This window comes from Aurantimonas marina, assembly GCF_017183135.1.
Lineage (GTDB): Bacteria > Pseudomonadota > Alphaproteobacteria > Rhizobiales > Rhizobiaceae > Aurantimonas > Aurantimonas marina.
Genome location: NZ_JADDXW010000002.1, coordinates 193,940 through 215,671, shown reverse-complemented (window position 1 = coordinate 215,671; position 21,732 = coordinate 193,940). Strand labels below are relative to the sequence as shown.

Here is a 21,732-nt window from a genome sequence, read left to right as displayed (position 1 = left end):
GCAATCCATGCGCTTTCCGCCTTCCTTCCTCGATGACATTCGCGACCGGGTTCCGATCTCGGAGGTGATCGGCCGCCGCGTCGCCTGGGATCGCCGCAAGTCGCAGCCGGGGCGAGGGGACTACTGGGCCTGCTGCCCGTTCCACGGCGAGAAGACACCGTCCTTTCACTGCGAGGATCAGAAGGGCCGCTACCATTGTTTCGGCTGCGGGGTCTCGGGCGACCATTTCCGCTTTCTGACCGAGCTCGAGGGCCTGTCCTTTCCCGAGGCGGTGGAGCGGCTGGCCGGGGAGGCGGGGCTGGCCATGCCGGATCGTGATCCGGCGGCCGAGCGGCGCGAGGAGGCGCGCGCCACCATCCTCGACGCCATGCGCCACGCGGCGGCGTTCTTCCAGACGACGCTGCACGAATCGGACGGTGCCAAGGCGCGGGCCTATCTGCGCGATCGCGGCCTCAATCCGCAGACCCAGAGAGAGTTCGGCCTCGGCTACGCGCCCAATTCGCGCAACCGGCTGAAGGAGCATCTGGCCGCCAAGGGCGTCGGCAAGGCCGAGATCGAGGCCGCCGGGCTCGTCGTCCACGGCGAGGGGATCGCCGTTTCCTACGACCGGTTCCGCGACCGCATCATGTTCCCGATCACCGATCTGCGCGAGGCCGCCATCGCCTTCGGCGGCCGGGCGATGGCGGCCGACGCCCAGGCGAAATATCTCAATTCGCCGGAATCGGAGATCTTTCACAAGGGCCAGGTGCTGTTCAATCACGCCCGCGCCCGGCGCGCGGCGCGGGCCGCCGAGACCCTCGTCGTGGTCGAGGGCTATATGGACGTGATCATGCTCGCCCAGGCCGGTATCGAACACGCGGTCGCCCCACTCGGCACGGCGCTGACCGAACGCCAGCTCGACCTTTTATGGCGGACCGCCGGCGAGCCGATCCTGTGTTTCGACGGCGACGCGGCGGGGCTGAAGGCCGCGCACCGCGCCGCCGAACTGGCGCTTCCGGCGCTGAAGCCCGGCCGCTCGCTGCGTTTCGCGCTGCTGCCCGAGGGCAAGGACCCCGACGATCTGGTGCGCGAGGGCGGTCCGGACGCGGTGCGCGACCTGCTCGGCGCGGCGCGGCCGCTCGCCGACCTTTTATGGATGCGCGAGACCGCCAGCGGTCTGTTCGATACGCCCGAGCGCCGCGCCGATCTGGAACATCGGCTGAAAGCCTTGCTGCGGCAGGTGGGCGACGAGAGCGTGCGTCGGCATTATCTGCAGGATGCCGATGAACGGCTGCGGTCGTTTTTCGCCGGCAGCGGCAGCGGCGGTCATGGCGGCGGCAAGGACCGCAACAACGCGCGCCGCGAGGATCGCTCTGGCGGCTCGTCCGGTCGTGGCGCGGCGGCGGGAGGGCGGCGTTCGGCGATCTCCGACCGGCTCGCCCGCTCCAGTCTGACCAGGCCGCGGCGCGTGCCGGAGCCCTCCTTGCGCGAGATCGCGATCGTTCTCGGTTTCGTGAACCATCCGGTTCTGATCCACGAGGCGTTCGACTACTTCGCCGATCTGGAGTTGCCGGAGGGCGATCTCGACCGCCTGCGCTCATCGGTCCTCGATGCCTATGCCGAAGCCCCGCCCGCCAATCGCGAGGCGCTGCTGGCGGAACTGGTCCGGCGCGGCGCGCGCGCTATTTTCGACGCCTACGAGGCCAAGGCCCGGCAGGTCCGGCTGTGGCCGTTCCTCGCCGATGCCGCTCCCGAGGACGCGCGGGAAGCCGTGCGCCAGGCGCTGCACTTGCAACACCGTTCGCGATCCCTAAGTCTGGAGCTGAAACAGGCGGAGGAAGCGTTGGGGCGCGAATCCTCGGAAGCGTCCTTCGCACATCTGATCGAGGTGAAGCGCGAGATCGAGCGGGTGGACGGCACCGAGGCGTTGATCGATGGCTTTGGAACCTTGTCCGGGCGCCCCGCCAAGGCGATCTGACGACGATCGCAAGAATTCCGGCGAACCCCGTCCTGGTGTTCGTTGGGCGACGAACCATTGCCTTCAAGCCCTTGACGCATCATATGACGGCGATCGGCCGGGTCGCTGTGTGATCCCGGATATTGAATTTTTTGCTACCCGCCCCTTTTTGAGGGCGCTGGGTCGCCGCGCAGGCGTCATGGCGGGCCCGGTCCGGACATGGTTAAGCGAACGTTTACGGCTGCTGCCGCATAAGGGTAGCCAAGATGACCGCAGCGTCGACGGTCCGCGTGTAGCGGTGCGTCCCGGCTCGCGAACTGGAGAAGATAACGCATGGCGACCAAGGCCAAAGAAAGCGAGGCGCCGATCGAGGAGCGGCCAGATGCCGTTGCACCCGACGGTCCTTTGCTCGATCTGTCCGATGATGCCGTCAAGAAGATGATCAAGGCCGCGAAAAAACGCGGCTTCGTGACCATGGATAAGCTGAACTCGATGCTGTCGGCCGACGACGTCACGTCGGAACAGATCGAGGACATGATGTCGATGCTCAGCGACATGGGCATCAATGTGGTGGAGAGCGACGAGGACGGGGAAGCCGAGGACAACGCCGAGGCCTCCGAATCGACCGAGGTAGCGGGGACCGGACGGACTCAGGTCGCTACCACCACCAAGAAGGAAGCCGGCGACCGGACCGACGACCCCGTGCGGATGTATCTGCGCGAGATGGGCTCGGTCGAGCTGTTGTCGCGCGAGGGCGAGATCGCCATCGCCAAGCGCATCGAGGCCGGCCGCGAGACGATGATCGCGGGGCTTTGCGAAAGCCCTCTGTCGTTCCAGGCGATCATCATCTGGCGTGACGAGCTGAACGACGGCAACATCATGCTGCGCGAGATCGTCGATCTCGAGGCGACCTATGCCGGCCCCGAGGCCAAAGCCCCGACTCCGCCGCCGCCGGCGGCCGACGGCGCCACGCCGCAGCCGGTGCGCACGCCGCAACCGGGCGCGCGGGCGCCGGGCGAGGAAGAGGAGGAAGAGGACGACGACCTCGACAACAACCTTTCACTCGCCGCCATGGAAGCCGAAATCCGGCCGCAGGTCATGGAGATCTTCGACCAGATCGCCGACGCCTATCGCCGGCTGCGCAAGCTGCAGGACCAGCAGGTCGAGAACCGCCTCGCCGCGCAGGGCACGCTCTCGCCCAGCCAGGAGCGTTCCTACAAGAAGCTGAAGGAAGAGCTGATCACGGCGGTGAAAAGCCTGTCGCTCAACCAGAACCGCATCGATGCGCTGGTCGCCCAGCTCTACGACATCAACAAGCGGCTGGTCGGCAACGAGGGCCGGCTGCTGCGCTTGGCCGAATCCCACGGCGTCAAGCGCGACGAGTTCCTGCGCGAGTATCAGGGCTCCGAGCTCGACCCCAACTGGACGCGCCACATCGCCAATCTCTCCGGCAAGGGCTGGCTCAAGCTGGTCCAGTCGGAGAAGGACCAGATCAAGGCGCTGCGCCAGGAGATCCAGAATCTCGCCACCGAGACCGGTCTGGAGATCACCGAGTTCCGCCGCATCGTCCACATGGTCCAGAAGGGCGAGCGCGAGGCCCGCCAGGCCAAGAAGGAAATGGTCGAGGCGAATCTGCGTCTGGTCATTTCGATCGCAAAGAAATACACGAACCGCGGCCTGCAATTCCTTGATCTCATTCAGGAAGGCAATATCGGCCTGATGAAGGCCGTGGACAAGTTCGAGTATCGGCGCGGCTACAAGTTCTCGACCTACGCGACCTGGTGGATCCGCCAGGCGATCACCCGCTCGATCGCCGATCAGGCCCGCACCATCCGCATCCCGGTGCACATGATCGAGACGATCAACAAGATCGTCCGCACGAGCCGCCAGATGCTGCACGAGATCGGCCGCGAGCCGACCCCGGAGGAGCTGGCCGAAAAGCTCGCCATGCCGCTCGAAAAGGTCCGCAAGGTCCTCAAGATCGCCAAGGAGCCGATCTCCCTCGAAACGCCGGTCGGCGACGAGGAGGATTCCCATCTCGGCGATTTCATCGAGGACAAGAACGCGGTTCTGCCGATCGACGCGGCGATCCAGGGCAATCTGCGCGAGACGACGACCCGCGTGCTCGCCTCGCTGACGCCGCGCGAGGAGCGCGTCCTGCGCATGCGCTTCGGCATCGGCATGAACACCGACCACACGCTGGAAGAGGTCGGCCAGCAGTTCTCGGTGACCCGCGAGCGCATTCGCCAGATCGAGGCCAAGGCGCTGAGGAAGCTCAAGCATCCGAGCCGCTCGCGCAAGCTGCGCTCGTTCCTGGATAGCTGACCCTCGGGCGTTCCCGTGCTAGGATCGCCGCCATGACCCTGCACCACCGCCAGATGCTCCTCGATCCGCCCGAGCCTCGCACGACCCAGGCCGCCGAGGGCCTGCGCCGGCGGCCGTTTACGGTCGCCGAGATCGAGGCGATGGTTCGGGCGGGCATCATGCACGAGCACGAGCACGTCGAACTGATCGGCGGGGAGATCGTGCCGATGTCGCCCAAGGGAATCCGCCACGAGCGGTTGAAGACCTTCGTGAACCGCGAACTCGCCCGCCAGCTTCCCGATGACCTCGCCTTCACGCCCGAGACGACTTTCCGGCTGTCCTCCGACACCTTCCTCGAGCCCGACTTCGTCGTCTACGACAAGGCGGTCGGCCTCGAGGGGCTGAATGGCGCGACCTGTCTCCTGGCCATCGAGATTTCCGACACCAGCCTCACCTGGGATCGCGGCCGCAAGGCGGAAATCTACGCCGCCTTTGGCATCGAGGAGCTCTGGGTCGTCGACGCCGTGCGGCTCGAAACCCGTGTCCACCGCCAGCCGACGCCCACCGGCTACCGTTTGGTCAGCGACCATGCCGCCGCCGCTTCCGCGCTCCAGGCGCTCCGCGTCCCGCGGCTTCGCCTCGACCTGTCCGGCCATGTCTGACCGATCGGCGCCGAAGCGGCCGGTTCGGCCGCTAACCGCACCACTCCCCCGGAAACGGAACCCAGCCGATGTCCTTCCTGAAAAAGCTGTTTGGCGGCACCGCCGCCACCGAACCGAGCGCGCCGCGTGTCGCCGCCGAGGAAACCTATGAGGGTTTTTCCATCGCCGCGACGCCGATGGCCGAGGGCGGGCAGTACCGGCTGGCCGCGACGATCACCAAGGAGATCGGCGGCGAGACGAAGACCCACCGGCTGATCCGCGCCGATCTGTTTCCCTCCGAGGAGGAGGCCGCGCGCTTCGCGCTGATCAAGGCCCGCCAGGTCATCGACGAGCAGGGCGAGCGCCTGTTCGGTTGAGGCCGTCCCTTTTTCCCCTCTGTGGGCGAGAAGGCCTTTGGCGTTTTCCATGCGGTTCCACGTCGGGAAAGAGCGTTCCGGGGGCCCGGGGGCGCTCTTTGTCCATGCCGTCTCGGTTTGTGGGTACGGCTTCAGTACGGAGAACGCTCCTGAAGCCCATCATAACGAGGACGTCACCGTGGACCACTGGGGAATACGTCTCAAGGTCGCGTTGCAGGTGCGCCAGATTGGCAAGCAGTACGCGCTTGCTGTCGAATTGGGCGTCCATGAAAGCGCGATCAGTCGCTGGCAACAAGGCCGGTCCATTTCCGTCCCCCACCTGATCGCTCTTTGTCAGACCCTCGATATCTCCATCGACTGGCTGCTCACCGGACAAGGAAGCATGACGCAGCACAAGCTTCCAATGGCGGATCCTGTCGAGGCGGCCAGGGTCCTGTTCCAGGATATCACTTGCCAGGAAATGGCGACGACGGCGAACGTCCTCGCCGTGCTACTCGAGCGAATGACCGCCATCGAGCATTGAAGAGAAGCCTCGCCCTTCTTTCCTGCGCAATGAATTCCGTTACGGCATGCGTTGCACGCAACAGAAACACAACTATAAAGTGTAAAAATGCCTCATGATTGCTTGGCTAGGTTGTGGTCCCCTGTGCGGCCCGCAACCGGTCGCCGGTCGGAGCAGCTTTGTCCCAGCCGCGCGTGATTCCCCTCAGCCAAGGAGAATTTCGATGACGACGCACTATGAAATCCAGATCGCTTTGTCCGGTCCCGATATCACCACCCTCAAGAACGAGGGCTGGTCGCTCTTCGCGTTCAAATCCGTGAAGACGACGGCGGGCGGCGCCGAGCCGGTCCTGTGGTTCAAGACCCAGACCTTCATGCAATCGACGAAGGTCGACTGGACCGAGAGCTACCAGGCTTACGTGTCGACCAGCGCCATCGTGCCCAATGGCAGCATCGACGCGGAGACGGACCTGGCCGTCGATCTCGGGCAGACCGTCACCGTCGACAAGGACGGCAACCTCAGCGCCGCGTCGTCCGGCGAGGATGGCGTAGTGACCTTGTCGAACCCGGTGTCCGGCGGCCAGTGGACGAGTGGCCTGTCGCAGGAGGCCGGCGGCGTCTTCGTGCCGATGTGCGCGTTGACCCTGCACGGCATGACCGAGGAGCTGATCGCGCCGATCGAGAAGGTCCTGCTGATGTTCGCCACGGCGAAATTCAACACCGGGCAGGTCATCTATCAATCCTTCTCGCAAGGGCTGATGGTCGATCTGACCAGTGCTCCCACCGTCGATGGCGTGAAGAGCCGGTCGGTCGGCTACGTCCTCAACGACGGCTGGAACTGGAGCGATGCCACCTGGGCTCAGCCGACGCCGGCCAAGGCGCTGCTGGGCGATCTTCTGATCGAACAGGACTCAAGCCTGGCCCGCGCCGCGCGGCAACGCCGGCACGTCGCCGCCTGATCCACCTCTGCCGATGCTCGCTTCGCCCGGCTCGAAGGCCGCGCGGAACGGGCATCGGGCAACCGATCGCGGGCCGGGGAGGCCGAAATGGCTGGCGGGACGCTGACGATTCAGCTGGCGAAGGGCAGCGCGGCCCGCCTCAAGGCGAGCGGCTTCCAGCTCTACGGCTTTCGGCAGGTCGTCAGCTCGAACAGGAGCGGCGTGCCGCTGGTCGCGAGCCGCCTTGGGGACGCCGAGTTCGTCGAGGCGATCTCCGTCGATACGGCCCGGCGCCATTTCAGCGTCTACGTCTCGCTCGATCCGATCGCCGTCGACCATGCCGTCGCCGCCGGCGACCAGGCGGCGATCTCAAAGGGGGAACTCGCCGAGGTGTCGACCACCGGCATCGAGCCGAAATCCGGCGGAACCGCCGGGGCGGTCACGGTGCTGAGCCAGGCCGATCGCGCCATGGTCTGCGGCCTGTCCGCCGCCGCCATGTTTCCGGCCAATGACGGGCCGGCGGTCCCCTACAGCGGCTTCGACATCGAGGCGGGAGCGCAGGTCGTGATCGCGCCGACGGCCTCGATCCTGCTGATGTGGGCGACGTCGACCTATGATCTGAGCGTCTTCATGGCGAAAAGCCTCGGGCGAAGCGTCATGATCGCGACGGATACGGCCGGCGACACGATCGGCTTCGACATCGATGCCGGCTGGCAGTGGCCCGCCGGGACGCTCTGGGCCAAGGCGATCCCGCCGAACACCGAACTGAAGCCTCTGCTCGTCCTGGAGCCGGGCCACAACCGGCCGTTGGGGTTCTAGAGAATCGGACCAAGAAGTGGAATCCGGTTTTTGGATTCCGATGCTTAATCAAAGTGTTAGAGCGCCCTTTGTGCGTCCGAGTGGACGCACCGCTCTAACTCCCCCAAGCGGCGCGGCAAGGAAAGACAGGCAAGCGAGAGAAACATTCGTCAACCCGTCGAAGCCGCGCTTCGACCATTCATCAAGGAGAATCCCGATGATCGAAATTCATGACTCCGTGGAACGCAGCGTCGTGGCGAGCGGCACCGCGATCGTCCAGCTGCCCGGCGTCGACAATATCGGCGTCCGCAACTGCCACAACGAACCCGGCCAACAATTGCAGACCCGATATTCCTATCTCCTCGTCAACACGGCGACGGACCACAGCATCTCGGCCGAATGCACGGCGTTGCCGGGCCGCGGCATGCAGACCGCCAGCTTCCATCGAAACTGACGCGGCGCCCATCGGCCGCCGCGCCGCTTGGCCGCCGCTCTCCCGTTCTTGCGTGGGAACAGCCGCCGCCTGGCTTTCTCCCGCAAGCGGAGGAGGAACGCCGCCCGCTACGCCGCCCGCCGCGCGGCGTAGCGGCCGCCCTCCAGCGCGCTGACATGGCCGTAGCGCGCCAGCACCGTCAGCGCCTGTTCCACCCGTGGTTCGATCCGCTTGCCGCCGCGCTTGAAGCCGCGGGCGATCTCCGCCGCGCTCATCGGCCGGCCGGCGGCGATCAGCAGCGCGTCGACGGCCAGCGGCTGTTCGGTGCGCTCTGACGGGAAGGCCGGCTTGCCGGCGTCGATCGCCACCACCGCCTCGCCAAGGGCCAGTTCGCCGGTCTTCGCCGCCTTGCCCTTGGCGAAACGCGGAATCTGGTAGTCCGGCCGCAGCCAGCGCACGTGCCCCTCTGCTTCTTCCTTGGCCCGTTCGGCGTTCAGCGCCACCAGCTTTTCGAGGATTTCGTCGTCGGCAAGGTCCGCCGGCCAGCCATAGGCTTCCGCCGTCAGCCGATCGATCGTCTCGTGCAGCTCTTTCAGGATCAGCACCAGCCCGCGCGTTTTCACGTCCTGGTCCTTGTCCGACAGCGCTTCGCCGGATTTGAGCTTTTCGAGGACGTTGTAGAGCCCGGTCAGGGTCAGGTCGGGATGCTGGGCCAAAACGCGCTTGCGCGTCGCGTCCAGTTCCTCGCCGGCGGCGCGAAGCTGGTCCTTCAGCGCGTCGGGCGGGTCAGGGAAGGGGAAGGGGTCGAAGCAGCGAGATTTCACGTAGACTGCTTCTTTGTCGTAAATGCCAAGCATTGCAGAATTGGCTAGATACCAGACAAAATGAATATGGGAATGAACAGTCGCCAGATGCAAAGCGTCGGAATCGGCGAGGCAAATCAGCTTGTTGTCCGGTAGAATGGATGCGTCGAGAAACTGAAACACTCGATGCTTCGCTGTTTCGACTGTGGCAATGTACCGATCTAGTCCTCTCCATGCATCGCGTGCGTCCGGCACGTTCTCTCCGAAAAGCCACCAGTTTTCTCGACGATAAGCGCGGCGATTGGCATCTCGTTCCGGCTTAATATGTTCCAGGACATGTTGATAAACCTCGGGCATGGAAAGACGAACTTCGTCGTCGGTGAGCCCGAATAGGTCTATCACCATAACGCCCCTTGCTCTTGCCGTTAGGTCTCGGCCATTGCGATAGGGTCGTATGTGCATCTCGGCAGCGGATGTCGTGCCCATGCCGAGTAAGCGGGCTTGCTGGGGCGTCACAATGAAACCCTTCCCGTGGAGCACTACGCCTCGCGATGATAAACCTCTGTTCGCCGCGAGTTTTGTCAGGTTCGTGAGATCCGTTCCGACGCTCAGATCCGAATTGATCTTACCTTCGCGCCGCTCGAACACGATCTCCGGCTCGTCCGTATCGAGCGCCGTCTCGGATAGGGTTTCCAGCAGCGTCCCGTCTTTCGCGCCCGCCTCCGCCACCGTCATCGCGATGCGCACCGCCGCGCTGTCCTTCGTTGCCTTGGTCCACGGATGGTCGGGGATCGCGAAGACGAGGCTGGCCGGCTTCTTGGCGTTCAGATGTCGTTCCATCACCCGGCGCTGGAACACCTGGCTGATCGAATTGGTTGTCACCAGCCCGAAGCGCCGCAACGGCGTCTTCTTGCGGGTCAACAGTTCGGCCGCCCGGTCCCACCAGTACATGACGAAATCGGCGCTTTCGTTCATGGGCTTGTGCGCTTTCCACAGCGCCTCGGCATAGGTTGCGCCGAGGCGCGAACGCACATCCTTGCCGCCGATGAATGGCGGATTGCCGACGATGAACTCCGCCTCGGGCCAGTCCGGCCGGCGCGCGTTGGGGTAGGTCTCGACACGCCTGCCGTCGGTCTCCACCACCGTCGGCAGCGGATAGCCGTCCCAGATCAGTACCGCATCATATCCCTCGCGGCGGCCGAAATTGATGTTCCTGAACGCCCTCAGGATCGGTTCGGCCGGGTGGCCGTCTCTGGTGCGGTAATGCTGCTGCAGATAGCCGATCCACACCACCAGCTCGGCGATCGCCGCCGCGCGCGGGTTCAGCTCCAGCCCCAGAAACTGGTGCGGGTCGACCGTCTCGCGTTCCAGCCCGAGGCTCTCGGTGACGCCCAGCCGCGCCAGCGTCTCCAGCACCTCGCCCTCCAGCCGCTTCATCAGTTCGAGGCTGACATAGAGAAAATTGCCGGTGCCGCAGGCCGGGTCCAGCACCCGCGTCTGGCAAAGCTGGTGGTGGAAGCGGGCGACGATCTTCGCGGCTTTCTTGTCGTCGCCGTCCTCCTTGGCCGCCTCCGCCTTGGTCAGTGCCTTGCGCCAGTCCTCGCGCAGCGGCTCCATCACCGTCACCTCGACCAGCCGCTGCACATAGGCGCGCGGCGTGTAGTGGGCGCCAAGGCGCTTGCGCTCGGTCTTCTCCAGCGCCTGTTCCAGCAGCGTGCCGAAGATCGCCGGATCGACCTCGGTCCATTTCGCCTTCGCCGCCGCCAGAAGCTCGCCGATCTCCTCGCGGCCGAGCGGAAAGGCGCGGGCTTGTCTGAACAGATTGCCGTTGAAATGCCGGAGATGCGTTCGGAAGGCCGAGAAGAAGCGCGCATCGCGCTTGGGCGCGTCCATCTTCGCCCACAACTCCTCGACCAGCGGCACGAAAGCATCGGGCGACGTCACGCAATCTTCGAGCAGCTTGGTGAACGCGCCTTTCGGCAGGAGATCGACGTCCTCGGCGAACATCGTGAAGATGCAGCGCATCAGGAAATGCGCCACGTCCTCGGGCGCATGGCCGACCTCCAGCGCCTTCGATACCTCCGCCAGCCGCTTGGCGATCTCGCGGGTGACGCGCGCCGATTCGCGCGCCGGATCGAGGCTTTTCGGGTCGGTCCAGATCTTCGCCAGCAGGTCCCGCGTCTCGGGCTTGCGCAGATCCTCCAGATAGACCCGAAAACCCTTGCGGTCGGGAAACTGGCTGTAGGCGCGGCCGGTGCCGGAAAAGTCGGCGAAGAGCTCCAGCGCGTTGCCGACGTCGCAGGTGATCAGGAAGGGCGGGGCGGGATGCGCCGTGTCGAGCAGGAAGACATAGGTCTCCGCCTGCCGCCGGGCGTTCTGCATCATCACGTCCCAGCCGCGCCCAGCGCCGCGCCGGCCGAGACGTTCGGGCTCATCGCCGAGCATCGAGAGCTGCTTGGCGTCGTGGCCGGGCAGGGCGTTCTTCGCCCCCGGCAGCCGCGACTGCTTGGCTTCGAGGATGAAGCAGCCCTTCTTGTAGAGGTCGATGCGCTTGGGCGCCGACGATGCCTCGCTTTCGCGCGGCCGCACCGCGCGCTCGAACACATAGTCGTTGAAGTCGCGCTCGGCGCCGGCCGGATCGGGCCGCGGGACGCCGATCAGGTCGCAGAGTTCGGACAGGAACATCTGGTAGTTGGCGCGCTCCGCCCCGCCTTCGCGCGCCGTCCAGCGTTCGATGAATATATCCGCGTTGCTCATGCCCCTCCCGGTCTTGGCCGTCGCTGAGGTTCTGCCATCCATGACGGACTCGCCGGTCCCTGGGGATGCGCAGCCGAGCTTAGCTGTTCCGCCACCGGGAATGCCAGAGTTTTCACCTGGCCTCGCCGCCGCACTCCCCTCTCTCCTGATAGGGTCCGAAGGACGGGGCTTGACCCGTGGCTCGACCCTGGTGCCCCCGAAGGGGCGGATGAGGGGTCGGCCCAAAGGGTCGCGGGATTCGATGTGCGGGGGTTTTCCCGACCGTCCCATCGCCGTAATCTCAGCCGATGCCGCACCACAGTGTCGTTCCGCGCCATCGCCGCTTCGCCCGCGTGATGCGGCGCGCGCCGACCGAGGCGGAAGAGCGGCTCTGGCACGAATTGCGTGACCGCCGTCTCGACCGCCTGAAGTTTCGCCGCCAGGTGCCTGTCGGGCGCTTCATCGTTGATTTCGTCTGCCTTGATGCCAGGCTCGTGGTGGAACTCGACGGCAGCCAGCACGGGGCATCGCGTACCGATGCTGCACGGACGGCCGAATTGCAGCGCCGGGGCTTTCGTGTCCTGCGGTTCTGGAACGACGAGGTTCTTCGCGAACTGGAGGCGGTTCGCGACACCATCCTCGCCTATGCCCGCGATGGTGATCTGCAGCCGTGGCGTTGATGCGCCACTCGCGCGGCCAGCAGGCGCGTTGCGAAGAACCCCTCATCCGACCTCGCTTTGCTCGGCCACCTTCTCCCACAAGGGGAGAAGGAATTGCCGCCCTGTCCTTCTCCGCTTGTGGGGAAAACCGTCGCGAAGCCCCCTTCTCCCCTTGTGGGAGAAGGTGCCCCGAAGGGGCGGATGAGGGGTCCTTGCACGGCGCCGGCGCCCACCCGAGCAAAAAACTTCTCCCCGTCTCCCGCGTCCCCCTTTATCCTTTGCCCATCGCCCTCGCGGGAACACGGGTCATGAACCGGATGCGCGTGGAGGGAGGACGGTGCCGGATGGGTCGCGCTGCGGTGGCGCGGCTGGGTGATGAACCCCCACATCCGGGCCCTTTGCAGACCGGCTTCGCCACAAGCGAAGCGTCGGGTCCGGGGCAAGCAGCCGGCGGGCGCATGGCAAGCGTCATTCACTCATCAGCATAGCGACGTTCGCCATGCGTCCGCTTCCCGATCCCTTCGCCCCGACAACCGGGCGCGAAGACAAAGGCGCGTGCCCTGCGATGGCGCAGGGGATTTTTTCAAGGAGACAGCATCATGACCAAATCGGCAGCGGACAAGCCGGATTTCGACGGCCCCGAGACCTGGCCGGAGATCACCCGCGACGCGCTGGAACTGGCGGTGCGGACGGCGGCCAATCTGCACGGGCTGCCGCCGTCCTGCCGGATGAAGACCTGCCGCAAGACCGGCCGTTGCCAGACCGAGATTCTGCGCGATCCGCAATCGCTGTGCCAGGGCGACTGGACCCACGCGGCCGATCTGACCGTCGTCGGCATGTTCGCCTTTCTCCTGCATCTGACCCGCCACTGGTGGGAAGACTGAACCTTGGATGAACGGCGGGTTCCGAGGGCATTCAGTCACTATCGCCTAGGGTCTCACCATTCACCGGCGAAGTGTTGGCGAATGATCGCAGGGCCGGCTCGACCGGCGGCGATCGCCCCCCGCGAAACCGTGGTCCGCGACAGACGAAATCGCGTCGACCCGAATGGAGACCAACCCATGTTCAAGTCCCTGACCCGTTCGATCATCGTCGTTGCCGCGCTTGCCACCGGCGGCACCGCGCTCACCGCCGCGCCGGCCGCCGCCGACGGCTTGCGCTTCGGTATCACCATCGGCGAGCGCGCCCAGCCGGTCCACGGACGGAGCTATCGTGGCCAGCGTGACTATCGGGATTATCGCGAGTACCGGCCGGCGTGCCAGCCCCGCCGCGCCGTGCGCAAGGCCCGCCGCATGGGAGTCAACCGCGCCCGCGTGATTCGCGCCAACCGCCGCGCCGTCGTGGTCGCGGGTCGCTCACGCGGTGATCGCGCCATCGTGCGCTTCGCCCGCGAGCCGGGCTGCCCGGTGCTGACGTTCCGCCGCCGCTGAGCCCTGGGCCCGGCAAGGGCGTCCGCAGGCGAATTTCCCCCGTCGCCCGGACGCCCGCGCCGCCTCAGTCGCTGATGTCGTAGACCATCCGGACGCTGGCGCTGAAGGTGTTCTCGCCGGTTTCGACGGGAACGACGCTTGGCGCCGCCTCCGCCGCCATCATCTTCATCGACCGGTTGAGCGGCATCGGCGGCAGAACCGCGACATCCTCGCTGATTTCGCGCACCGGGCCGAGCGTCACGCCAGCCGCCTCGGCCAGAACCGTCGCCGTCGCCATCGCATCGGCGACGGCATTTTTGCGGGCCGCGTCGCGGGCTTGACGCGGTTCGGCGACGTCGAAACTGATCTCGCCGCCCTGGTTGACGCCGAGGGTGACCGCCTTGTCGAGGATCTCGCCGAGCCGGGCGATGTCGCGGACCCGGACCGTCAGCGTGTTGCGCACCTCATAGGCGACGATCGCCGGCGGCGTCTGCACGCCGTCAGGGCGCTGGTTGTCGTAGCGGTATTGCGGTGCGATCGAAAAGCCGGAGGTCTGCAGGTCGCGGTCCTCGGCGCCCAGCTCGCGCATCCCGGCGGTAACCTCGCGCATCGCCGCATTGGCCTGATCGAGTGCCGCGCGCGCCGTCTCGGCCGAGCGCAGCACGGTGAAGGAGGCGATGGCGAGATCGGGTTTCATCGTCGCCTCGCCGGTGCCGGTCACGACCAAGCTGCGCGGCGCGGGCGCGGCGGGTTCCTGCGCGGCGGCGACGAACGGGGTCGCCAGGACGAGGAGGGCGACGATCAGACTGCGTTGACGGCTTCGCATGGGCCCAGGACTCCGGTTCGAAAGATGCCGACGATCTTGCTAGGTCGCCATTGCGGCGTCAAAGCGGAGATTGGAAGAAAAGCCGGTGCCGAGGCGGCTCGCGCCTTGAGGCGCCGCGGCGTATGCGCTAGGGCAGGGCGCGTGGGGCCTGTAGCTCAATTGGTTAGAGCCGGCGGCTCATAACCGCTTGGTTGCAGGTTCGAGTCCTGCCGGGCCCACCAGATTTCCGCAAGCCATCCATCCCGCCGAAAAGGGATAGCCCAGGCGAGCGCACATGACCTGGCCGCGTTGATTCAGGTGGGCGGCCGGAACCTGCGACGCCTGGGATCGCTCGCCTGCGCCGCTCAGCCCTTGCGGGCTGTGGCGATCGCCGCCTTCATGTCGTTCGGCGCGACGACGCCCGGATAGATGGCGGTTCCGATGATGTAGGCAGGCGTTCCCGGAAAGCCGAAGGTTTCGGCCTGGGTGCTGTTTCGCTGCAGCATGGAATTGATCCGGTCCTTGTCCCGATCATAGGCGGCGTTGAGCTTGGGCACGGAAAAGCCGGCCTTGGTCAGGATCGTCTCGATCATGTCGGGCGTCAGCTTGCCCTTGGTCGCCATCAAGGCCGACATCGCCTTGGCGTGGCCCGTGCCGGCGGCGAGCGTCAGGCGCGCCGCGTAGAGCGAGGGTGGGCCGAAGATCGGCCAGTCCTTCATGACGAAGCGGACATTGCCGTCTTCCTCCACCACCCGCATGTCGTCGGGATGGGCCTTTTTGCAGTAGGGGCACTGGTAGTCGAAATACTCCACGATGGTCACGTCGCCCTTCGGATTGCCGAGGACGGGAACCTGCGGATCGAACAGCACGGCCTCCTTCGACATCGGATCGACCTCGGCAAAGGCCGTCCGGGACACGAACGGCGCACCGGCGAGGAGAGCGGAGCCGATGATCAGCTTGCGGCGGGAGATGTTTGGTATGGTCATGGCGAGGGGGTTCCTTTCTGGTTGGGCAATCAGATCACGACGATCCGCGTGTCCTTCGGGACACGGCTGTTGAGATCGATAACGTCTTGGTTGAGCATCCGGATGCAGCCGGAGGAGACGGCCTTGCCGATCGACCATTCCTGGTTGGTGCCGTGGATGCGGTAGAGCGTGTCCCTGCCATCCTTATAGAGATACAGGGCTCTGGCTCCCAGGGGGTTGTCGATGCCGCCGTCCATGCCGTCGCGCAGGGCGCCGCCATATTTGTCTGGCTCGCGCTTGATCATGTCCTGGGTGGGCGTCCAGTGCGGCCATGCCGCCTTGCGCTTGATGACGCCGCTGCCGGTGAACTCCAGACCCGCCTTGCCGACGCCGACGCCGTAGCGCATGGCCTTGCCATTCTCCATGACGAGATAGAGGAACCGGGCGCGGGGATCGACGACGATCGTTCCCGCCGGCTCCTTGGTTTCGTAGTCGACCACCTGGCGAATATTGCGCGGGTCCATGTTCTTCGGATCGACCGCCGGAATCTGCCAGCCATCGTCGGTCACCGCCCCATACATCCGGGCGACGCGCGGATCGACGGGCGGCTTGGGCGCGGCATAGGCCAGTTGCTGGGTCGGCTGCGACGATGTCGAGCAGGCGGCCAGCGTGAGTGTCGCCAGCGTCATGGCGCTGATGCGCAGAAGAGTTGCAGACAAATCGAAAGACCTTTTGGTTGGCATGAGTGATCGGCTTTGACGCGGCGGCGGAGCCGTATCCGGCGCTGTAATGCGCGGCTGGGGCGCTGCTGCGCGTGCCGGGGCCGGCGGGGCAGTCACACGGACCCCGGCGTCTCGCTTCCGTCGAGCACCACGACGCGGGTGCCGACCGGAGTCCTCTGTTCAAGGTCGATGACGTCCTGATTGACCATCCGGATGCAGCCCGACGACACGGACTGACCGATCGTCCAGGGCTCGTTGGTTCCGTGCACGCGGTAGAACGTGTCGCGGCCGTTCCGGTAAAGGTACATGGCGCGCGCGCCGAGCGGATTTCCAAGGCCGCCAGAAACACCGCCCGCATGCGGTCCGTACCGATCGGGGTCGCGCCGGATCATGTTGGCCGTCGGCGTCCATCCCGGCCAGCTCGCCTTTCGGGCGATGGTGGCCGTGCCCGAAAAGGCGTAGCCCGCCTTGCCGACGCCGACGCCGTAGCGCATGGCCTTGCCGTTCTCCATCACCAGATAGAGAAAGTGGTTCTTTGGATCGACGACGATGGTGCCGGCCGGTTCCTTGGTCTCGAAATCGACGACCTGCCGGATATTGCGCTGCTCCACCAGTTTCGGATCGACCGCCGGAATCTCCCAGCCCTGATCGACAACGCCGCCGTAGTAGCGCGAGATGCGCGGATCGCCGTCGGGACCGCCCGCATATCCGAGGGCGATGCGCGAAGGATCGCTCGTCGTCGAGCAGGCGGAGAGAAGCGCCGCCGCGCCGAGGAGGCTTCCTCGAATGGCGATGGTCCATCCGGACATGTCAGTCATCCTTCTGTGCGATGTCGGAAAGGGTCGAGGCCAGGATTTCCCGCGAGATTTCACCGAAATGCATCGTTTGAAGGGTTCCCGTCTTGTCGAGAAACAGGGTCGCGGGATAACCGGCGACACTGTAGTGGCGGGCGAAACTGTTGGCCTGGTCGAGCAGGACGTTGTCGATTTCGACGCCGGTCTGTTCGAGATAGCGGCGGACCGTATCCGCGCCTTCGCCCTGATTGGCGAAGACGAAGAAGGCATCGCCGCGCTCCTTGGCCATCTGCGCCATCATCGGCATTTCCCGGCGGCAGGGCGGACACCAGCTGGCCCAGAGATTGAGCACCACGGGTTTGCCCTCGAAGTCGGACAGGCGCGCCTCGCCGCCATTCAGCGTGGCGAAGGCAGCCATCGGAGCGGCGACGGCGTTGGTCGTGGCGGTCAGTTGCCAAGCGGTGTTCCAGATGACGAACGCGATCGCCAGCGTCCCGAAAGACCAGGCGCGCAGTTTCGCGCCGCGGCAGGCGTAGAGGGTGTAAAGGGCCGCGGCCGCGATGGCGGCAATCCAGGAAAATCCGCCCTCCTGAACAGCGAAGATCCGTAGCGGGGCCTCGGCGAAACTATCCCAGTTCGCGGCGACATGGCCGAGCCGCGCCGCCACGAAGCCGACGACGACCACGACCAGCGACCAGTTGCCGATGCGCGGGTCGATCCGGCCCGCCACGATCGCCGCGATCCCGAGAAAGGCGACGATGGCGAGGATCGCGGCCAGCCGGTCGCCGGCGAAGACGAGGGGGCCGAGGCTGATGGCCGTCATATCAGCTGCCCTCCGCCAGGCGGGCCGCAGCGAGAAAGTCACTGGCCGTGACATCGCCAATCAGGCGCGAATCGGGCACCTCGCGCGCCTGCCTGTCGATGAAGAGCATGGTGGGCGGGCCGACGACGTCCAACTCCTTCATCAGCGCGGTCCGCGCGGGATCGTCCTCGGTGAGGTCCAGTTCGAGCAGCTGGAATCCGGCAAGCTCGGCTCTGACGGTCGGGTCGCCGAAGACCCGTCGTTCGATGACCTTGCAGGTCACGCACCATTCGGCGGTGGTGTAGACGAGCGACGGGCGGTCGGCCGCGCGAACCAACGCTGCCATGTCCGCCGAGTCCCGGACCTTGCGGAACACCGGCTTTTGGCTTGGCGCTGCCGGTCCGGCTGCGACCAGACTTGCCAGCGGTCGCAGGGGATCGTCCGCTCCGGCGGCGGCGCCGACGGCCAGAATCGCGCCATAGAGGATTGCGGCGAGACCGCCGGCCTTGGCCAACCGACGCGGCCCCCCGGCTTCGCTGCCAAGAACATCCAGCGCGCCGAGGAAGACGCCGGCACCCAGGAACAGCGCCGACCAGAGGCCGAGCGTGGCGGTCGGCGGCAGGATCCGCGACATCATCCAGATCGCCAGGCCGAGAAAGGCGAAGCCGAAGGCCCGCGTGACTAGCACCATCCAACGGCCGGCTTTCGGCAGCGCCCTTGACCCGATCGTGCCGAAGACGATGAGGGGAATACCCTGACCGAGCCCGAGTGCGGTGAGGGCGGTGGCGCCGAGGCCGACATTGCCGGTCTGCGCGATATAGAGGAGGCCGCCGGCGAGGGGGGCCGTCACGCAAGGGCCGACGATGAGCGCCGAGGTGAAGCCGAGCGCGGCACTGGACGACAGGCTTCCGCGCGATCCCGGCGCCTTTCGGGCGATCGCGTTTGTCCAGGCGGCGGGAAGCCGCAGCTCGAACAGGCCGAACATCGACAGTGCCAGAACGACGAAGAGCGCCGAGACGAACAGGATCGCGGCCTTTGATTGCAGCGCGATCTGTAGATTCTGGCCGGACCATGCCGCAGCGACGCCGAGAAGCCCGAACGCTGCGGCCATCGCTCCGACATAGGTCGCGGAGACCACGAAGCCGCGACCGGCCGACAGCCGCTCGCCGCCACGGCTGAGTTGACCCGCCAGGATCGGATACATGGGCAAGACGCAAGGCGTGAACGCCAGTCCGAGACCGAGGACGAAGAACATCGCAACCACCCATGCCGCGCCGCCATCGGCGAGCAGATCGGCGACGAAACCGCGGTTCGATCGGTCGATCGCGATGCCGGGCGTGCCCGCCGAAGGTTGCGGAAGGTTGCTGATCGTCGTGGCCACCGGCGTCCCGGCCTGCGGGGCGGAGGAGGCCGGGACGTTGGCGGTGGCAACGCTCGTTTCGTCGCCCGCCGCGGACACCGACGGACGTTTCCAGACGCTTTCGCCCCGGACGAGGCGGTTCAGCGCGTCCTCGGCCTTGCCGGGTGTCGTCGGTTGCGCCGGCAGCGCTGCGAGATCGAACGTCTTCGTCTGCGGCCGGTAGCAGATGCCGTCGTCCTGGCAGCCCTGGTAGCTGACGGTTACGGCCGGTGCATCACCGAGATCAGCGATGGCGGCCGGCTCGGCGGAGGCCTCGGTCGAGCGGTGATACACCTCCATCCGCCCGAAATAGGGATCGTCCTTCGGCTCTCCGGCCGGGGTCGTCATCGGGACATTGCGGCCATCGGTCGTTTGCGCCGCGATGCGATCACGATAGAGATAATAGCCGTCGGCGATCTCCCATCGCAGCTCGAGCCCGCCGGCCGCGGTCTTGTTCGCGGAGAACGCGAACGCCGTGTCCACCGGCAGCGGCGCCGTCTGGGCCAGAGCCGATGCCAGAGGCAGAAAAAGCCAAAGCGAAAAGAAGATCGTCATCGATTTCATGGGCGACATGGCGACCCCTCATTGCGTCATTTCGCGGCTGAGATCGGCTGCCCAGCTTAAGGCAGCCTTAAGCTGGGCGGGCGAGCAGGGAAAACGACGCCACGTTCAGATCGAGAAGGACGACGCATGCGTATTCTGATCGTCGAGGACGACGAGATCCTCGGCAACGGCCTGACGGTCGGCCTCGAGATGAACGGCTTCACCGCCGACCTGGCGACATGCTGTGGCGATGCGGACGCAGCGTTGCGGTCGGGTGGCTTCGATGCGGTTGTTCTCGATGTCATGCTGCCCGACGGGTCCGGTCACGAACTGCTGGCGACGGTGCGCGGGCGCGGCGACGCCACGCCCGTCTTGCTGCTGACGGCGCTCGATACCGTGGCCGATCGTGTCGAGGGACTCGATGGCGGAGCCGACGACCATCTCGGCAAGCCGTTCGATCTCGACGAGGTTGCAGCGCGGCTGCGTGCGCTGGTTCGGCGCGGGGCGAACCGCCCGACAGCCTATCTGGAGTGGGACGGCGTGCGTCTCGATCCGGCCAGAATGCTCGCCACGCGCGGCGGCGAGGATGTCCGCTTGTCGCGCCGCGAATTCAAGCTTTTGCATGCCCTCATGGAGCGGCCCGGCACGATCCTGTCCAAGGCCCAGTTGGAGGAGAAGCTCTACGGCTTTCAGGAAGGCGTCGAAAGCAATGCGGTCGAGGTCCATATCCACAATCTGAGGGCCAAGTTCGACCGAAGCGTCGTCGAGACGGTGCGCGGCGTCGGCTACCGGCTGCGGGAGGCCAGCCGATGATGCGCTCCCTCAAGGGCCGGCTGTTCATCATCCTGATCGCGATGACCGGGCTCGTCTGGCTGTCCGCGACGGCGTGGATCTATCTCAGCACACGGGCTGAGGTGGAGCGGGTTCTGGACGCCAGGCTGATGGAGGCCGCGCGGATGGTGTCCTCGCTGATTGACAGCCAGCAGATCGATGTCGCGCTAGCCGCTCTCGCGCCCCCAGACATCGCCGTCGATTCCCGCAGCCCTTACGAGCGACAACTGTCCTGTCAGATCTGGTCGCTGACCGGTTCGCTGATCGGGCGTTCCGACGGAGCGCCGAACCAACGCCTGTCGGATCATGCCGATGGGTTCGCGGAACGGGTCATCGATGGGCGGGCTTGGCGCGTCTATGCGGTCACCAACACCAAGCTTGGCGTGCAGGTGCTAGTCGGCGATAATCTCGACATAAGGGCACGACTGGTCCGTGACGTGGTCAAGGGTCTGCTGCTGCCGATGGTGCCGATCGTACCGGCCCTTGCCGCGCTGATATGGTTCGGCGTCGGTCGCGGCATGCGCCCCCTCGACCAGCTGGCCGAGGGGCTGGAGCGACGCGAGGCGGAGGATCTGCATCCCATCGCCGCCGATCACGCGGCGTCGGAAATCCGCCCGGTCGCCGCTGCGCTCAACGGCCTATTCGGGCGCGTCCAGGAGGCACGGGAGCGCGAGCGGCACTTTTTGACCTATGCAGCCCATGAATTGCGCACGCCGCTCGCGGGGCTGAAGACGCAAGCGGAAATTTCGCTGAAGACCGATCAGGAAACAGTTCGGACCGCCGCGCTGAAGCAGATCGTCACGGCGGTGGAACGGACCTCGCGTCTGGTCCGGCAGTTGCTTGACACGGCGGAGGCCGAGGCTGCCGCAGCCGGTGCGCGCTCGGGGACGGTTCATTTGTCGCGCTTCCTGCGCGATACGGTCGCCGATCAGGCGGGGCGGCTTGAGGCGACGGGCGGCCGGCTGGTCTTCGACGCGTCGCTCGACGGCGTCGAGATCGTTTCGAAGGAGATTTTACTGGCCCTGGCGGTGCGCAATCTGGTTGAGAACGCCGTCAATCATTCGCCGAAAGGCGGCGTCGTTGTTCTGCGGTGGTCGCCCGAGAACGCCATTGTGGTCGAGGACGAGGGGGCCGGAATGCCGCCCGGCGAGATCGAACGGGCCACCGATCGGTTCTTTCGCGGCTCCAATCGCTCCCCTGTCGGCAGCGGCCTTGGTCTGTCGATCGCAAAGCTCTGCGCGGAACGGCTCGGTGGTGCGCTCGAACTCGCCAGCCGGGCGCCGCGCGGTTTTCGCGCGTCGCTGCGGTTGGCGTAGATCGCGCAGACTTGCCGGAG

At 66.0% G+C, this 21,732-nt stretch carries 20 protein-coding genes and 1 tRNA gene; 14 read left to right on the top strand and 7 right to left on the bottom strand.

Annotated features, from left to right (window positions below):
• Positions 1-7: 7 nt before the first annotated feature.
• From dnaG to ING15_RS03755, 8 genes are all read left to right on the top strand, one after another.
• Positions 8-1,957 (top strand): DNA primase, encoded by a 1,950-nt coding sequence (gene dnaG, locus ING15_RS03790; protein WP_206453443.1) that lies wholly within the window; start codon positions 8-10, stop codon positions 1,955-1,957.
• Positions 1,958-2,269: 312 nt separating this feature from the next.
• Positions 2,270-4,261, top strand: a complete 1,992-nt coding sequence (gene rpoD, locus ING15_RS03785) for an RNA polymerase sigma factor RpoD (protein WP_206453442.1) — start codon at positions 2,270-2,272, stop codon at positions 4,259-4,261.
• A gap of 32 nt (positions 4,262-4,293) precedes the next feature.
• Positions 4,294-4,902, top strand: a complete 609-nt coding sequence (locus tag ING15_RS03780; protein WP_206453441.1) for a Uma2 family endonuclease — start codon at positions 4,294-4,296, stop codon at positions 4,900-4,902.
• A gap of 68 nt (positions 4,903-4,970) precedes the next feature.
• Positions 4,971-5,258 (top strand): HlyU family transcriptional regulator, encoded by a 288-nt coding sequence (locus ING15_RS03775; RefSeq protein ID WP_206453440.1) that lies wholly within the window; start codon positions 4,971-4,973, stop codon positions 5,256-5,258.
• A gap of 49 nt (positions 5,259-5,307) precedes the next feature.
• Entirely contained in the window at positions 5,308-5,781 is a 474-nt protein-coding gene (locus ING15_RS03770) for a helix-turn-helix domain-containing protein (RefSeq protein WP_206453439.1), read from the top strand.
• Between the two features lie 202 nt (positions 5,782-5,983).
• Positions 5,984-6,718: a hypothetical protein gene (locus ING15_RS03765; protein ID WP_206453438.1), complete on the top strand. Its 735-nt coding sequence runs from the start codon at positions 5,984-5,986 to the stop codon at positions 6,716-6,718.
• A gap of 87 nt (positions 6,719-6,805) precedes the next feature.
• Positions 6,806-7,516 (top strand): hypothetical protein, encoded by a 711-nt coding sequence (locus tag ING15_RS03760; protein ID WP_206453437.1) that lies wholly within the window; start codon positions 6,806-6,808, stop codon positions 7,514-7,516.
• A gap of 196 nt (positions 7,517-7,712) precedes the next feature.
• Positions 7,713-7,949, top strand: coding sequence for a hypothetical protein (locus ING15_RS03755; RefSeq protein ID WP_206453436.1), 237 nt, complete (start codon positions 7,713-7,715; stop codon positions 7,947-7,949).
• Between the two features lie 107 nt (positions 7,950-8,056).
• Here ING15_RS03755 and ING15_RS03750 read toward each other — a convergent pair whose 3' ends face one another.
• Positions 8,057-11,488: a class I SAM-dependent DNA methyltransferase gene (locus ING15_RS03750; protein WP_206453435.1), complete on the bottom strand. Its 3,432-nt coding sequence runs from the start codon at positions 11,486-11,488 to the stop codon at positions 8,057-8,059.
• A gap of 287 nt (positions 11,489-11,775) precedes the next feature.
• Here ING15_RS03750 and ING15_RS03745 point away from each other — a divergent pair, with 287 nt between their 5' ends.
• The 3 genes from ING15_RS03745 to ING15_RS03735 all read left to right on the top strand — a co-directional run bounded on the left by ING15_RS03745 (position 11,776) and on the right by ING15_RS03735 (position 13,556).
• Positions 11,776-12,147, top strand: coding sequence for an endonuclease domain-containing protein (locus ING15_RS03745; protein ID WP_206453434.1), 372 nt, complete (start codon positions 11,776-11,778; stop codon positions 12,145-12,147).
• 578 nt (positions 12,148-12,725) lie between these two features.
• Entirely contained in the window at positions 12,726-13,010 is a 285-nt protein-coding gene (locus tag ING15_RS03740) for a hypothetical protein (RefSeq protein ID WP_206453433.1), read from the top strand.
• A gap of 177 nt (positions 13,011-13,187) precedes the next feature.
• Positions 13,188-13,556, top strand: coding sequence for a hypothetical protein (locus ING15_RS03735; protein ID WP_206453432.1), 369 nt, complete (start codon positions 13,188-13,190; stop codon positions 13,554-13,556).
• 64 nt (positions 13,557-13,620) lie between these two features.
• On the opposite strand, the gene ING15_RS03730 is transcribed toward ING15_RS03735, so the two are convergent.
• Entirely contained in the window at positions 13,621-14,361 is a 741-nt protein-coding gene (locus ING15_RS03730; protein WP_206453431.1) for an SIMPL domain-containing protein, read from the bottom strand.
• A gap of 144 nt (positions 14,362-14,505) precedes the next feature.
• On the opposite strand from ING15_RS03730, the gene ING15_RS03725 reads away from it, so the two are divergent.
• A tRNA-Ile gene (locus ING15_RS03725) sits at positions 14,506-14,582 on the top strand.
• 123 nt (positions 14,583-14,705) lie between these two features.
• On the opposite strand, the gene ING15_RS03720 is transcribed toward ING15_RS03725, so the two are convergent.
• The 5 genes from ING15_RS03720 to dsbD form a co-directional block, all read right to left on the bottom strand.
• Positions 14,706-15,326 (bottom strand): DsbA family protein, encoded by a 621-nt coding sequence (locus tag ING15_RS03720; RefSeq protein WP_206453430.1) that lies wholly within the window; start codon positions 15,324-15,326, stop codon positions 14,706-14,708.
• Between the two features lie 29 nt (positions 15,327-15,355).
• Positions 15,356-15,994 carry a L,D-transpeptidase gene (locus tag ING15_RS03715; RefSeq protein WP_408628671.1) on the bottom strand — a complete coding sequence of 213 codons (639 nt, stop codon included), beginning with the start codon at positions 15,992-15,994 and terminating at the stop codon, positions 15,356-15,358.
• A gap of 146 nt (positions 15,995-16,140) precedes the next feature.
• Positions 16,141-16,836, bottom strand: a complete 696-nt coding sequence (locus ING15_RS03710; RefSeq protein ID WP_206453428.1) for a L,D-transpeptidase — start codon at positions 16,834-16,836, stop codon at positions 16,141-16,143.
• 1 nt (position 16,837) lies between these two features.
• Positions 16,838-17,644, bottom strand: a complete 807-nt coding sequence (locus ING15_RS03705; RefSeq protein WP_206453427.1) for a TlpA disulfide reductase family protein — start codon at positions 17,642-17,644, stop codon at positions 16,838-16,840.
• A gap of 1 nt (position 17,645) precedes the next feature.
• Positions 17,646-19,595 carry a protein-disulfide reductase DsbD gene (gene dsbD, locus ING15_RS03700; RefSeq protein WP_206453426.1) on the bottom strand — a complete coding sequence of 650 codons (1,950 nt, stop codon included), beginning with the start codon at positions 19,593-19,595 and terminating at the stop codon, positions 17,646-17,648.
• A 117-nt stretch (positions 19,596-19,712) separates the two neighbouring features.
• On the opposite strand from dsbD, the gene ING15_RS03695 reads away from it, so the two are divergent.
• A complete protein-coding gene (locus tag ING15_RS03695) occupies positions 19,713-20,378 on the top strand; it encodes a response regulator transcription factor (protein WP_206453425.1) in 666 nt (221 codons plus the stop codon).
• Complete coding sequence (locus tag ING15_RS03690; protein ID WP_206453424.1) at positions 20,375-21,712, top strand: ATP-binding protein; 1,338 nt, start codon at positions 20,375-20,377, stop codon at positions 21,710-21,712. Before ING15_RS03695 ends, ING15_RS03690 begins: the two co-directional genes overlap by 4 nt.
• Positions 21,713-21,732 lie beyond the last annotated feature (20 nt).

Coding starts and splice junctions, on each gene's coding strand:
- ING15_RS03720 (WP_206453430.1), bottom strand. CDS start 15,326: ATGACCATACCAAACATCTCCCGCCGCAAGCTGATCATCGGCTCCGCT.
- dnaG (WP_206453443.1), top strand. CDS start 8: ATGCGCTTTCCGCCTTCCTTCCTCGATGACATTCGCGACCGGGTTCCG.
- ING15_RS03695 (WP_206453425.1), top strand. CDS start 19,713: ATGCGTATTCTGATCGTCGAGGACGACGAGATCCTCGGCAACGGCCTG.
- rpoD (WP_206453442.1), top strand. CDS start 2,270: ATGGCGACCAAGGCCAAAGAAAGCGAGGCGCCGATCGAGGAGCGGCCA.
- ING15_RS03735 (WP_206453432.1), top strand. CDS start 13,188: ATGTTCAAGTCCCTGACCCGTTCGATCATCGTCGTTGCCGCGCTTGCC.
- ING15_RS03690 (WP_206453424.1), top strand. CDS start 20,375: ATGATGCGCTCCCTCAAGGGCCGGCTGTTCATCATCCTGATCGCGATG.
- ING15_RS03775 (WP_206453440.1), top strand. CDS start 4,971: ATGTCCTTCCTGAAAAAGCTGTTTGGCGGCACCGCCGCCACCGAACCG.
- ING15_RS03715 (WP_408628671.1), bottom strand. CDS start 15,994: ATGACGCTGGCGACACTCACGCTGGCCGCCTGCTCGACATCGTCGCAG.
- ING15_RS03745 (WP_206453434.1), top strand. CDS start 11,776: ATGCCGCACCACAGTGTCGTTCCGCGCCATCGCCGCTTCGCCCGCGTG.
- ING15_RS03770 (WP_206453439.1), top strand. CDS start 5,308: ATGCGGTTCCACGTCGGGAAAGAGCGTTCCGGGGGCCCGGGGGCGCTC.
- ING15_RS03780 (WP_206453441.1), top strand. CDS start 4,294: ATGACCCTGCACCACCGCCAGATGCTCCTCGATCCGCCCGAGCCTCGC.
- ING15_RS03705 (WP_206453427.1), bottom strand. CDS start 17,644: ATGACGGCCATCAGCCTCGGCCCCCTCGTCTTCGCCGGCGACCGGCTG.
- ING15_RS03740 (WP_206453433.1), top strand. CDS start 12,726: ATGACCAAATCGGCAGCGGACAAGCCGGATTTCGACGGCCCCGAGACC.
- ING15_RS03760 (WP_206453437.1), top strand. CDS start 6,806: ATGGCTGGCGGGACGCTGACGATTCAGCTGGCGAAGGGCAGCGCGGCC.
- ING15_RS03765 (WP_206453438.1), top strand. CDS start 5,984: ATGACGACGCACTATGAAATCCAGATCGCTTTGTCCGGTCCCGATATC.
- ING15_RS03750 (WP_206453435.1), bottom strand. CDS start 11,488: ATGAGCAACGCGGATATATTCATCGAACGCTGGACGGCGCGCGAAGGC.
- dsbD (WP_206453426.1), bottom strand. CDS start 19,595: ATGTCGCCCATGAAATCGATGACGATCTTCTTTTCGCTTTGGCTTTTT.
- ING15_RS03730 (WP_206453431.1), bottom strand. CDS start 14,361: ATGCGAAGCCGTCAACGCAGTCTGATCGTCGCCCTCCTCGTCCTGGCG.
- ING15_RS03755 (WP_206453436.1), top strand. CDS start 7,713: ATGATCGAAATTCATGACTCCGTGGAACGCAGCGTCGTGGCGAGCGGC.
- ING15_RS03710 (WP_206453428.1), bottom strand. CDS start 16,836: ATGTCCGGATGGACCATCGCCATTCGAGGAAGCCTCCTCGGCGCGGCG.